Annotated in this window: 10 protein-coding genes; 1 reads left to right on the top strand and 9 read right to left on the bottom strand. The window is 69.8% G+C overall.

What is annotated here, in order from left to right; all coding sequences use genetic code 11:
* The first annotated feature begins 84 nt into the window (after nt 1–84).
* Entirely contained in the window at nt 85–1,293 is a 1,209-nt protein-coding gene (locus DDE10_RS08545) for a glycosyltransferase (RefSeq protein WP_114952355.1), read from the top strand.
* A gap of 75 nt (nt 1,294–1,368) precedes the next feature.
* On the opposite strand, the gene DDE10_RS23415 is transcribed toward DDE10_RS08545, so the two are convergent.
* The 9 genes from DDE10_RS23415 to leuB all read right to left on the bottom strand — a co-directional run bounded on the left by DDE10_RS23415 (nt 1,369) and on the right by leuB (nt 12,555).
* On the bottom strand, nt 1,369–1,542 hold the full coding sequence (locus DDE10_RS23415) for a hypothetical protein (protein ID WP_162806496.1): 174 nt from the start codon (nt 1,540–1,542) through the stop codon (nt 1,369–1,371).
* The gene (locus DDE10_RS08540; RefSeq protein ID WP_114952354.1) at nt 1,539–2,342 is read right to left on the bottom strand and encodes a hypothetical protein; all 804 of its coding nucleotides are present in this window, start codon (nt 2,340–2,342) and stop codon (nt 1,539–1,541) included. Before DDE10_RS08540 ends, DDE10_RS23415 begins: the two co-directional genes overlap by 4 nt.
* A gap of 110 nt (nt 2,343–2,452) precedes the next feature.
* Nucleotides 2,453–2,953 carry an RES family NAD+ phosphorylase gene (locus DDE10_RS08535; protein ID WP_114952353.1) on the bottom strand — a complete coding sequence of 167 codons (501 nt, stop codon included), beginning with the start codon at nt 2,951–2,953 and terminating at the stop codon, nt 2,453–2,455.
* Entirely contained in the window at nt 2,937–3,368 is a 432-nt protein-coding gene (locus DDE10_RS08530; protein WP_114952352.1) for an Xre family toxin-antitoxin system antitoxin, read from the bottom strand. The genes DDE10_RS08535 and DDE10_RS08530 overlap by 17 nt, the downstream gene beginning before the upstream one ends.
* Nucleotides 3,369–3,442: 74 nt before the next feature.
* Nucleotides 3,443–4,807 (bottom strand): glutamate synthase subunit beta, encoded by a 1,365-nt coding sequence (locus DDE10_RS08525; RefSeq protein ID WP_114952351.1) that lies wholly within the window; start codon nt 4,805–4,807, stop codon nt 3,443–3,445.
* Nucleotides 4,808–4,823: 16 nt separating this feature from the next.
* Nucleotides 4,824–9,377, bottom strand: coding sequence for a glutamate synthase large subunit (gene gltB, locus DDE10_RS08520; protein WP_114952350.1), 4,554 nt, complete (start codon nt 9,375–9,377; stop codon nt 4,824–4,826).
* A gap of 33 nt (nt 9,378–9,410) precedes the next feature.
* Nucleotides 9,411–10,028 (bottom strand): 3-isopropylmalate dehydratase small subunit, encoded by a 618-nt coding sequence (leuD, locus tag DDE10_RS08515; RefSeq protein WP_114952349.1) that lies wholly within the window; start codon nt 10,026–10,028, stop codon nt 9,411–9,413.
* Nucleotides 10,025–11,461, bottom strand: coding sequence for a 3-isopropylmalate dehydratase large subunit (leuC, locus tag DDE10_RS08510; RefSeq protein ID WP_432653720.1), 1,437 nt, complete (start codon nt 11,459–11,461; stop codon nt 10,025–10,027). The genes leuD and leuC overlap by 4 nt, the downstream gene beginning before the upstream one ends.
* Nucleotides 11,458–12,555, bottom strand: a complete 1,098-nt coding sequence (leuB, locus tag DDE10_RS08505) for a 3-isopropylmalate dehydrogenase (RefSeq protein WP_114952347.1) — start codon at nt 12,553–12,555, stop codon at nt 11,458–11,460. The genes leuC and leuB overlap by 4 nt, the downstream gene beginning before the upstream one ends.
* Nucleotides 12,556–12,647 lie beyond the last annotated feature (92 nt).

The raw sequence follows: 12,647 nt of genomic DNA, 5'->3' as shown, positions 1-12,647 counted from the left end.
CTAGCGGGGCACCGGGCTTGCGGCAAGCCCCCCGTCCTGGCCCATGAACCTCGCCCTTGATTCGTCACGGAGGGAGATGCCGACATGCGTGTGCTGTTATCGACTTACGGATCGCGCGGAGACGTCCAGCCGCTGGCCGGGCTGGGCCTGGCGCTGCAGGCCCTCGGCGCCGAGGCGCGGCTGTGCGCGCCGGCCGATGCGGAATTCACCGGATTGCTGGACCGCGCCGGGCTGCCGCTGACGCCGGCCTTCATGCCGGTACGCCGATGGATCGAGACTGCGCGGCAATCCGGCCTCGCTTTGCCGGCTCTCGCGGCGAGGATTTTGCCGGCCCAATTCGAGGCGACCGCCGCCGCGGCGGACGGCTGCGATGCGATCGTGGCGACGGGCCTCTTCCCGTCGGTCGCCGCTGCCCAGGCGGTCGCGGAGCAGCGCGGCATCCGCTTCGTCATGGTGACATTCTGTCCGATCATCCTGCCGTCGCCGCACCATCCGCCCCTCGCCTATCCGGGCTGGCCGCATCCGCCGGGGATGGCCGACAACCGGGCGCTGTGGGACCACAATGCCGAGGCGATGAACGCGCTGTTCGGCGAGGCGACCAACTCCCTTCGTGCGTCGATCGGCCTCGCGACGTTCGACAATGTCCGGGACGGCGTGTTCACGGAGCATCCCTGGGTGGCAACCGATCCGCTGCTCGGCCCCTGGCCGCCGAGCGAAGAGCTCGAGGCGGTACAGACCGGCGCCTGGATCCTGCCCGACGAACGGCCTTTGCCTTCCGATCTGGAGGCTTTTCTCGAGGCCGGCGAACCGCCCATCTATGTCGGCTTCGGCAGCATGGCGATGATCGGCTCTCCGGATCCCGCCGGAGTCGCCATCGCGGCAGCACGCGCTCACGGGCGCCGGGCCGTCCTCTCGCGGGGCTGGGCCGGGCTCGAGCGGAGCGACGACGGCGGCGACGTCTTCGCCGTCGGCGAGGTCAACCAGCAGGCGCTGTTCGGCCGTGTCGCCGCAATCGTCCATCATGGCGGCGCCGGGACGACGACGGCGGCGGCGATAGCGGGCACGCCCCAGGTGGTAGTGCCACAGGTCGCCGACCAGCCTTACTGGGCCGGCAGGGTTGCCGCCTTGGGCATCGGCGCGGCCCATGACGGGCCGATCGCGACGGCCGAGACCTTGTCTGCGGCGCTCGGCACCGCGCTGGCCGCCGAGACGCGGCACAAGGCGATGGCCGTGGCCGCCGGGATGAAGAGGGACGGCGCGTTCGCCGCCGCCGGAAGGCTCCTCACGCCCTGACCGGTGGCGGCGATGCGCGTTGGCCGGCGCGCGGGGCCGGCCCGTCCCCTCCCCCCTCGTCGCGCGGCTCCTGCCTCAGCCGCCGATGAGGGGAATGAAAAGATTGTGCGCATTGGCAGCGACGAGACCCGCGGTCGCCGCAGTCAGGGAGATGGCGGCGATGACGGTCAGCAGCGACACCGCCCGGAACAGGCAGAGACGGGCCGCATCGAAAGCGCTCGAGGCAGGGCGGCGGCGGGGCGCCATCATCGGTTCGGCCCGCCCGGCGCCGCCGCAACGGCCATGGCGGCCGGCTCGGCGGGCGTGGGCGTCGACGATGCGGCGACGGCTTCCGGTGCCTCGCCGGCGAGATCCGTCGCCGCTGCTGGCGCCGCCTCCGACAGTTCGATCGCCTCGGTCGGCTCCGGCGCCTGCCGAGGCGGGATCTGGACGGACTGGGCGGCGATCTCGTTGAACGCGGCGGCGAAGGCGGCGCTGACCAGCCTTCCGTCGCGCGAGCTGGTATAGGTTCCGAGCCGCCCCTCGCCTTGCGCCTGCTGCCCCCAGCTGATCGAGGCCCGGCTCGACTGTCCCGTCCCCGCCGCCAGGGTGCGGCCGTTGGCGGGATCCATCACCCTCAGGCCCGCCGTGACGGTACGGCGCTGGCCGCCGAAGCCGCGCATCAGGCCGAGCGCGCCGCCGACCACCGGAACGCGGCCGAGCAGCCCGCTTCGAAGCGCCGCCTCGGTCATGCCGGCGCGGGCCAGGTGGACGGTGCGGTCGATCTCCGCGCGGTCGCCGGCGACGGCGACGAGCAGGTAATCCGCGGGTCGCGTCGAATTCGGATCGTGCAGGGTGAAGCAGCCCGAGCTTTCGACGATCGCGCCGATCAGCTCGCGCGGACTGCCGAGGCCGTACCGCGTCCATCCCTGCATGTCGCCTTCGGCCACGGCCATGGTGCCGAGCGGCGCCGGACAGCGGGTGATCTCGATCGCCCTCTCGGCGGCCGCCGCCGGCGCGGCGAGCGTCAGCAGCAGGGCGGCGACGGGAAGAGTGGTGATGCGCTGCATGTCGAACCCCCAAGTCGATGTGCAGCAACGATATGATGCACGGCCGGCCCGGGGATCAAATGACAAAGTCGGTTAGGGTCGCCGTTCGATGCCTTGAGCCAGAACTGACTCTAGCCGCGTGCGAACAGGCGGCTGTCCCAGCAGACCGGGACCGGCATGTCGTGGCTGAGCTGCGCGGCTTGCGGATGCCTGAGGTTGATCAGGAAGTTGCGGTCGATCCGGCCGCCGGGGATGGACGGCACGATCAGGAGGAGCGATCGCCCCTCGGATTGCCAGTTGGCGCCATAGCCTTTCGTGATCGACGGATCGGCGCCGTCCCAGCCGGGATGCCGCCCCGGATCGAACGTCTCGTAGGAGACGCCGGGCGGGATCGTGATCCGGATATGATGCTGGTTGGCCGGCAGCACGGCACTGAAGCTCACCAGTTTCTCGAGCAGCGCCGTCGAATAATGTTCCGACGCGTAGAGCATCGGCGTCGAGGCGGTGTTCCAGCGGCCCGGATAGAGCCGGGACCCTTCGTCGTCGAAGATCGGGTACTTTCCGGCCGGGTCGCCGATCCGGAAGCCGTGGAGGACCCGGTCGACGAGGCCCGGTCTATGCCGCGCCGCCATAGGCCGCGCTGCCGAGCAGGTTCACCACCAGGTCGGCGCCGACGCCGGTCTCGACCGCGACGTCGATCGGCTTCTGCCCGTCGAGCAGCATGTGGGGGCGATGCAGGAAGGCGCGGGCCTTCTCCTCGTCCCTGTAGATTTCCATCGCGAAGTCCCAGACCTTGGCGAGCGCGGCGACGCGATTGCCTTCGTCGACGGTAAGGCGCGGCTCGGCCTGGCTCTTCCGGCGCGTCAGGGTGGCGCGCGGGATGAAGCGATGGACGAAGCGGGGATCACCGGGCGCGACCGTGGCCGCGAGCCGCTCGAGCGAGGCCAGCGGAAGCCCCGACTTGATCGACTCGACGAGGGCCAGCGGCGATCCGCGAAGCCGCTTCAGTCCCAGCGATCCGGCAATGTCACGGGCTTCGGCGAGCATGTCTCATCCTGTTCAACTGAGCCCGATATAAGGCTCATTTGAACATCACGCAAGCATAGGGAGGCGTAAAGCCCCTATTGCGTCGCCTCCCGCACCTTCAGCCATTCGTCCACGGCCGCGGCGCATTCGCGGCCCTCGCGGATCGCCCAGACGACGAGCGATTGGCCCCGGCGCATGTCGCCGCAGGCGAAGATGCCGTCGCGCGGCGTGGCGTAGGGGCTGGCGCTGTCGATCCGGACCCCGGCCTTGTCGACGATGCCGCCCGGCGGCGGGCCGGTGAAACCCATGGCGAGGAGGACGAGATCGGCCTTGATCTCGAAGGTCTCGCCATTGCGCTCGCATTCCAGCGCGCGCACCTCGCCGTCGCCGACGAAGCGGCGGGTGACCACGGCGAACTCGCGATCGCATCCTTCCTCCTGCGAGGAGGATGTGCGCAGTTTCATCGGCCAATAGGGCCAGCTCACCCCCTTATCCTCCTTGAGCGGCGGCTGCGGCAGTATCTCGAGCTGGGTGACCGAGGCCGCGCCCTGGCGATTGGCGGTGCCGATGCAGTCGGAGCCGGTATCGCCGCCGCCGATGACCACGACATGCTTGCCCAAAGCGGTGATCGGCTCGCCTTGCTCGGAAAGGCCGGCGACGCGGCGATTCTGCTGGACGAGATAGTCCATGGCGAAATGGACGCCGCCGAGCTCGCGCCCCGGCACGGGCAGGTCTCGCGGCTGCTCGGCCCCGCCGGCAAGGACGAGGCATTGATAATCGTCCATCAGCCGCTCGACCGAGACGGTCGCGCCGACTTCCATGCCGGTGCGGAAGATCACCCCTTCCACCTCCATCTGGGCGACGCGCCGGTCGATCAGCCCCTTCTCCATCTTGAAGTCGGGAATGCCGTAGCGGAGCAGGCCGCCGATCCGGTCGGCCTTCTCGAAGACCGTGGGGGCGTGACCCATCCGCGCCAGCTCCTGGGCGCAGGCGAGGCCGGCCGGGCCCGAGCCGACGACGGCGATGCGCTTGCCGGTGCCGCGGTCGGCGCATTGCGGCACGATCCAGCCCTCGCGCCAGCCCCGGTCGACGATCTCGCACTCGATCGTCTTGATCGTCACCGGATCGTCGTCGAGGTTCAATGTGCAGGCCGCTTCGCAGGGCGCCGGGCAGACCCGCCCGGTGAATTCCGGGAAGTTGTTGGTCCGGTGCAGCCGCTCGAGCGCGGCGCGCCACTGGTCGCGCGAGACCAGGTCGTTCCAGTCCGGGATCAGATTGTTGACCGGGCAGCCATTGTGACAGAACGGAATGCCGCAATCCATGCAGCGCTCGCCCTGGCGGCGAACCTCGCCGGTCGGCAGCGGCTCGACGAACTCGCCCCAATGTTTGAGGCGCTCGCGCACCGGCCGATAGGGGCGGTCGCGCCGCTCGATCTCCAGGAAACCAGTGGGATTGACCATCGGGCCTAGTCCTTCTTCACTCGGCGGCCACGGCCGCGGCCTCGAGCTCGTTGAGCGCGCGGCGATAATCGACGGGAACGACCTTGACGAACCGCCCGACGGCGGCGCCCCAGTCGTCGAGCAGGGCACGGGCGCGGGCGCTCGCGGTCAGCTCGAAATGGCGCTCGACCAGCAGGCGGAGCCGTTCGGCATCGTGGCGCAGCGGCTCGGCCATCGGCATCGACGGGTCGAAACCCGCCCCCGAATAGCCGGGCCGGACCGGCTCGAGGTCGACGCCGGCGAGGTTGCATTGCGGCTCGAGCTGATTGTCGGGATCGTAGACATAGGCGATGCCGCCGGACATGCCGGCCGCGAAATTGCGGCCGACGGCGCCGAGCACGACGACCATGCCGCCGGTCATATATTCGCAGCCATGGTCGCCGGTCCCCTCGACGACCGCGAGCGCGCCCGAGTTTCGGACGGCGAAACGCTCGCCGGCGACTCCGGCGAACCAGGCCTCGCCCTCGGTCGCGCCATAGAGGCAGGTATTGCCGACGACGATATTGGCGGCCGCGTCGCGCGGAACGTCGTCGGGCTGGCGCACGATCAACCGGCCGCCGGACAGACCCTTGCCGGCATAATCGTTGGCATCGCCGACCAGCTCGAGGGTGACGCCGCGGGAAAGGAAGGCGCCGAAGCTCTGCCCGGCCGTGCCGATCAGCCGCGCGTGGAGGCTCCCTTCCGGCATCCCGTCATGGCCGTGGCGGCGGGCGATCTCCCCGGACAGGGAAGCACCGATCGACCGCATGACGTTGTTGACCGCACGCTCGATCCGTACCGGCATCGGCCCGTCGAGCGTGTCGATGAGCTGGCGATCGACCGGCGATCCGGCCTCGCGCCGCACCGGCTCGCTGTGCCGGCGCAGCCCGCCCGTGTCCGGCTGGACCAGCAGCCGTTGAAGGTCCACCCCGCGCGCCTTCCAATGTTCCTCCGCATCGCGCGCCACGAGCAGGTCGGTGCGTCCCACTAATTCGTCGACGCTGCGCACGCCGAGCTCCGCCATGATCGCGCGCAGCTCCTCGGCGACGAAGAAGAAATAGTTGATCACATGCTCGGCCGTCCCGGTGAAGCGGGCGCGGAGCACCGGATCCTGGGTGGCGATGCCGACCGGGCAGGTGTTGAGATGGCATTTGCGCATCATGATGCAGCCGGCGGCGATCAAGGGCGCGGTGGCGAAGCCATATTCGTCGGCGCCGAGCATGGCGGCGACGGCGACGTCGCGGCCGGTGCGAAGCCCGCCGTCGGCCTGGACGCAGATCCGCTCGCGAAGGCCGTTCAGCACCAGGGTCTGCTGGGTCTCGGCGAGGCCGATCTCCCAGGGCAGGCCGGCATGGGTCAGCGAGGTCAAGGGCGAGGCGCCGGTGCCGCCCTCGTAGCCGGCGATGGTGACATGGTCGGCCATGCACTTGGCGACGCCGGCGGCGACGGTGCCGACGCCGACCTCGGAGACGAGCTTCACCGACACGCGCGAGGCGGGATTGACGCTCCTCAGATCGTGGATCAGCTGAGCCAGATCCTCGATCGAATAGATGTCGTGGTGCGGCGGCGGCGAGATCAGGCCGACGCCGGGCGTCGAATGGCGGACGCTGGCAATGTGCCGGTCGACCTTGTGGCCCGGAAGCTGGCCGCCCTCGCCGGGCTTGGCGCCCTGGGCGATCTTGATCTGCAGCTCGTCGGCATTGACCAGATATTCCGCGGTGACGCCGAAGCGGCCGGAGGCGATCTGCTTGATCGCGGAGCGCATCGAGTCGCCCGACGGCAGCGGCCGGAAGCGGTCGGATTCCTCGCCGCCCTCGCCGGTGTTCGAGCGGCCGCCGATCCGGTTCATCGCGACGGCGAGCGTGGTGTGCGCCTCGCGGCTGATCGACCCGAAGCTCATCGCGCCGGTGGTGAAGCGGCGGACGATCTGGGCCGCCGGCTCGACCTCGTCGATCCCGACGGCCGGGCCGGCGGGCCGGAAGTCGAGCAGGCCGCGGACGGTGAGCAGCCGGCGGCTCTGCGCGTTGAGCTCGGCGGCGAAGGCGCGATATTTCTCGGGCAGGTTGCCGCGCACCGCATGCTGAAGGTTGGCGACGCTGTCATGGGTCCAGGCATGGGTTTCGCCGCCGATGCGCTGGCCGTAGAGGCCGCCGAGATCGAGCGCCTCGTCATCGGCGACGGCGGCGCGGTGCCGCTTCGCCGTCTCCTCGGCGAGCTCGGGCAGGTCGATGCCGCCGATGGTGGTGCGGGTGCCGGTGAAATAGCGATCGACGAGCGCCTCGCCGAGGCCGATCGAGTCGAAGATCTGGGCGCCGCAATAGCTCTGGTAGGTTGAGATGCCCATCTTGGACATCACCTTCAAAATGCCTTTGCCGATCGCCTTGATGTAATTGGCCTGGGCATTGGGCGCGTCGGACAGGGCCGCGATCGTCTCGAAGGCGAGCCAGGGATTGACCGCCTCGGCGCCGTAGCCGGCGAGCACGCAGAAATGATGGACCTCGCGCGCCTCGCCCGTCTCGATGACGAGCCCGGTCTGCATGCGCAGGCCCTGGCGGATGAGGTGGTGATGGACCGCGCCGGTAGCGAGCGCCGCCGGGATCGGGATCCGCTCCGGGCCCGCCGCCCGGTCGGACAGGACGAGCACGTTGACGTCGGCGAGCACCGCCTCGGTCGCTTCCCAGCACAGCCGCTGCAGCGCCGCTTCGAGCGACTGGGCGTCGCCGCCCTTGGGCCAGGTCGCGTCCAGGGTCGTCGTCCGGAAGGCGCCGTCGAGAGTCTCCTCGATCGACCTGATCTTCTCGAGATCCTCGTTGGTGAGGATCGGCTGCGACGCCTCCAGCCGCTTGTGGGTGCCGGCCTGGTGGCCGAGCAGGTTCGGGCGCGGCCCGATCATCGTCACCAGCGACATGACCAGGCTCTCGCGGATCGGGTCGATCGGCGGGTTGGTGACCTGGGCGAAATTCTGCTTGAGATAGTCGTAGAGCAGGCGCGGCCGCTCCGACAGCACCGCCGGCGGCGTGTCGGTGCCCATCGATCCGATCGGATCGTCGCCGTCCCGCGCCATCGGCGCCAGGAAGAATCTGAGATCCTCCTGGGTGTAGCCGAAGATGCGCTGGAGCGTCGCCAGGTCGCCGGGATCGGTGTGCTTGGCGCCCTCGGCGCCCTGCGGCAGGTCCTTGAGGTTGAACTGGGTCTCCTGCAGCCACTCGCGATAGGGCGCGGCGCCGGAGAGGCTCGCCTTGACCTCCTCGTCCTCGACGATCCGGCCCTGGTCGAGGTCGATGAGCAGCATCTTGCCCGGCTGCAGGCGCCATTTGCGCACGATCCTCTCCTCGGGGATCGGCAGCACGCCGGATTCGGAGGCCATGACGACGAGATCGTCGTCGGTGACGAGGAAACGGGCAGGACGCAGGCCGTTGCGGTCGAGGGTGGCGCCGATCTGGCGGCCGTCGGTGAAGGCGATGGCGGCGGGGCCGTCCCAGGGCTCCATCAAGGCGGCATGATATTCGTAGAAGGCGCGCCTGTTCGGCTCCATCCGGGCATTGCCGGCCCAGGCCTCCGGGATGAGCAGCATCACCGCATGGGGCAGCGAATAGCCGCCGGCGAGCAGCAGCTCGAGCGCATTGTCGAGGCAGGCCGTGTCCGACTGGCCGTGCGGGATGATCGGCCACATCTTGTCGAGATCGGCGCCGATCAGCGGCGATTCGAGCGTGCGCCGGCGCGCGTTCATCCAGTTCACGTTGCCGCGCAGCGTGTTGATCTCGCCATTATGGGCGATGAACCGGTAGGGATGGGCCAGCCGCCAGGACGGGAAGGTGTTGGTCGAGAATCGCTGGTGGACCATCGCCAGCGCCGAGGTGGTGAGCGGGTCGGCGAGGTCCTTGTAGAAGGTGCCGATCTGGTGGGCGAGCAGCATGCCCTTGTAGACGAGGGTCCGGCTCGAGAAGGAGGCGACGTAGAATTCCGCCAGGCCCGGAAGATCGCGCTTCCGCGCCAGGTCCGTGAGCGGGTTCTGGGTCTGCTTGCGGATGGCGAGCAATTTGCGCTCGAACGCGTCCTGGTCCTTCACGTTGGGGCCGCGGGCGACCACCGCCTGGCGGATGTCGGGCATGGTCGCCATCACCGATCCGCCGATCCCGCTCGTGTCGACCGGCACCTCGCGCCAGCCGACCAGGACCTGCCCCTCGATCCGGATGAAGCGCTCGAACCTTTCCATCGCCGCGGCGCGGCTCGCCTCGTCGCGCGGCAGGAAGCACATCGCCACCGCATAGTCGCCCGGCGCCGGCAGGTTCAGCCGCGCCTTGTCGGCCCAGTCGCGGAACAGGGCATCGGGGATCTGGATCAGGCAGCCGGCGCCGTCGCCCATCTCGGGGTCGGCGCCGACGCCGCCGCGATGGTCGAGATTGACCAGGATCTGCAGCCCTTGGGCGACAATCTGGTTCGATCGGCGTCCCTTGACGTCGGCGACGAAGCCCATGCCGCAGGCGTCGCGCTCGTTGGCCGGGTCGTAGAGCCCCTGGCGGGCGGGAGGGTTCGTCGTCGCTCGGGTCATCGTCATTCCATACAGCTAGATCGTGTCACGCCTTCAGCCGAACCTCAGACCGAGCCGCCGCTCGGCCGAAGGCTTCGCCGGCTTCCAGCCGAGCATCGGCGCACGCGCCTCGTAGTCGGCGATTGCCGGCTCGGCCTCCAGCGTGACGCCGATCTCGTCCAGCCCCTTGAGCAGGCATTCGCGCCGAAACGGGTCCAGCGTGAAGGTGAACGATTCACCCGCCGCCGTGACCTTCAGGGCCTCGACATCTATCGCGAGGCTCTGATCCTGCGCGATTTCGAGCAGGCGATCAACCGCCGCCGGGTCGAGCGCGACGGTGACGATGCCGTTCTTGAAGGCGTTGCCGGCGAAGATGTCGGAGAAGCTCGGCGCGATCACCGCCTTGATCCCGAGGTCGAGCAGCGCCCAGGCGGCATGTTCGCGGCTCGATCCACAGCCGAAATTGTCGCCGGCGATCAGGATCGGCGCGCCCGAATAGCGCGGATCGTCGAAGACGTTGCCGGGCTCGGCGCGGATCGTCTCGAAGGCGTGGGCGCCCAGCCCCTCGCGGGTCACCGTCTTCAGGTGGTCGGCCGGGATGATGATGTCGGTGTCGACGTTCCTGAGCCCGAGCGGGATCGCCCGTCCCTCGACGCGCGTGACGCCGTTCATCCGACCAGCTCCCTGACGTCCGCCAGCCGTCCGGTCACCGCCGCCGCCGCCGCCATCGCCGGCGAGACCAGATGGGTGCGCGCGCCCGGGCCCTGCCGGCCGACGAAGTTGCGGTTGGAGGTGGAGGCGCAGCGCTCGCCCGCCGGCACCCGGTCCGGGTTCATCGCCAGGCACATCGAGCAGCCGGGCTCGCGCCATTCGAACCCCGCCTCGAGGAAGATGCGGTCGAGGCCCTCTTTCTCCGCCTGGCGCTTGACCAGCCCGGAACCGGGCACGACCAAGGCCTGCTTGATCCGCGGATCGATCCGCCGCGTCCGGACGACCTCGGCGGCGGCGCGCAGATCCTCGATCCGGCTGTTGGTGCAGCTGCCGATGAAGACATGGTCGACCGCGACGTCCGCCATCGCCATGCCCGGCTCCAGGCCCATATAGTCGAGCGACTTGCGGGCGGCGGCCCGCTTGGCCGGATCCTCGAAGCTGTCCGGATCGGGGACCCGGCCGGTGACCGGCACGACGTCCTCGGGGCTGGTCCCCCAGGTCACGCTCGGCGCGATCTCGGCGGCGTCGAGGAAGACCTGCCGGTCGAAGGCGGCGCCTTCGTCGGTGGCCAGCGTGCGCCAATAGGCCTCCATCCGCCGCCAGTCGTCGCCGGCCGGCGCCATCGGCCGGCCCTTCAGATAGTCGAACGTCCGCTGGTCCGGCGCGAACAGGCCGGAGCGGGCGCCGGCCTCGATCGACATGTTGGCGACGGTGAGCCGGCCCTCGATGCTCATCCGATCGAACGTGCTGCCGCGATATTCGATGACGTGGCCGGTGCCGCCGGCGGTGCCGATCCGCCCGATCAGGGTAAGGATGAGGTCCTTGGGCGAGACGCCGAACGGCAAGTCCCCCTCGACCCGCACCTCCATCGTCCGCGACGGCTTCAGCCACAAGGTCTGGGTGGCGAGGACATGCTCGACCTCGCTGGTGCCGATGCCGAAGGCGAGCGCCCCCAAAGCGCCGTGCGCCGCCGTGTGGCTGTCGCCGCAGACCAGGGTCGTTCCCGGCAAGGTGAACCCCTGCTCCGGTCCGACGACGTGGACGATGCCCTGCTCGGCGGCGATGTCGGGGATGTAGGGCACGCCGAATTCGCGGACATTGCCCTCGAGCGCGGCGAGCTGCTCGGCGCTGCGGCGATCGAGCACGGGCTCGCGCCGGCCATTGTCGCCGACCCGGCGGGTGGTCGGCACATTATGGTCGGGCACGGCCAGCGTCAGGTCCGGCCGCCGCACCCGCCGCCCCTTCGCCCGCAGCCCGTCGAACGCCTGCGGCGAGGTCACCTCGTGGACGAGATGGCGGTCGATATAGAGGAGGCACGTCCCGTCCTCGCGCCGCTCGACGACATGCGCGTCCCAGATCTTCTCGTAGAGCGTCTTCGGGGCCGCCTCGGTCATCCGCAGCATCCCCGGTTCATCGCGATGAGGGCGAGATGGGCGTCGCGCGCCGAGATCCGCTCCTTCAGCCGCTCGCGCGTCTCCGCACCGAATTCGGAGCAGCTGTCCGATCCGCCCAGATCAGCGGTCCGGCAGCCGTCGGCGAGCGTGCTCTCGACTGCGTCGACGAGCAGGCTCTCCAGGTCCGGCCGGCCGAGATGGCCGAGCAGCATCGCCGCCGCCGCGATCGTCCCCGCCGGATTGGCGATGTCGAGCCCGGCTATGTCGGGCGCCGATCCGTGGATCGGCTCGAACAGGGCCGGCGGCGCCGCGCCGACGCTCGCCGACGGCAATATGCCGATCGACCCGCCGATCACCGCCAGCTCATCCGAGAGAATATCACCAAACAGGTTCTCCGTCAGGATCACGTCGAACCGCCGCGGCGACGTCACGAGCAGCATCGCCGCCGCGTCGACATAGAGATGGTCGAGCGTCACGTCGGGATAGCCGAGCGCAACCTCGCCGACCACCTGCCGCCACAGTTTCGAGGTGGCGAGGACATTGGCCTTGTCGACCGACGTCACCCTTTTGTGCCGGCGCCGGGCGGCGGCGAAGGCGACATGGGCGATCCGCTCGATCTCGGCGCGGCTATAGGCGCACAAATCGGAGGCATGGTCGGCCTCGAGGACCTTCTCGCCGAAATAGGCGCCGCCGGTCAGCTCGCGCACGACGAGGATGTCGGCGCCCTGCGCCAGCTCCGGCCGCAGCGGCGAAAGATGGACGAGCCCGCGCATCACCCGCGCCGGCCTGAGATTGGCGAACAGGCCGAGCGCGCCGCGCAGCTGCAGCAGCCCCGCCTCCGGCCGTTCGCGCGCACCGTCCCATTTCGGCCCGCCGACCGCGCCGAGCAGGATCGCGTCCGCGCCTTGGCACGCCGCCAGCGTCTCCGCGGGCAGCGGCAGCCCATGCCGGTCGATCGCGACGCCGCCGAAATCCCGCGCCTCGAATTCGAGGCCGAGTTCGCAGCCGTCCGACAGCAGCTCCAGGCACGCACGCGCCTCTCTCACCACCTCGGGCCCGATCCCGTCGCCGGGCAGCAGCACGATCCTCTTCACGCTCTCACTCCTCGCCGTCCCGCCCGCACGGGTGGAACTTCTCCCTCCCCCTTGCGGGGAGAGAACATTGCGCCGTCTCGCTCACCGCCACC

The sequence above is a fragment of the Sphingosinicella terrae genome (genome assembly GCF_003347635.1).
GTDB classification, from domain to species: Bacteria; Pseudomonadota; Alphaproteobacteria; order Sphingomonadales; family Sphingomonadaceae; genus Allosphingosinicella; species Allosphingosinicella terrae.
The sequence above is the reverse complement of the archived record's forward strand: the minus strand, read 5'-3'. Positions and strand labels throughout refer to the sequence as shown.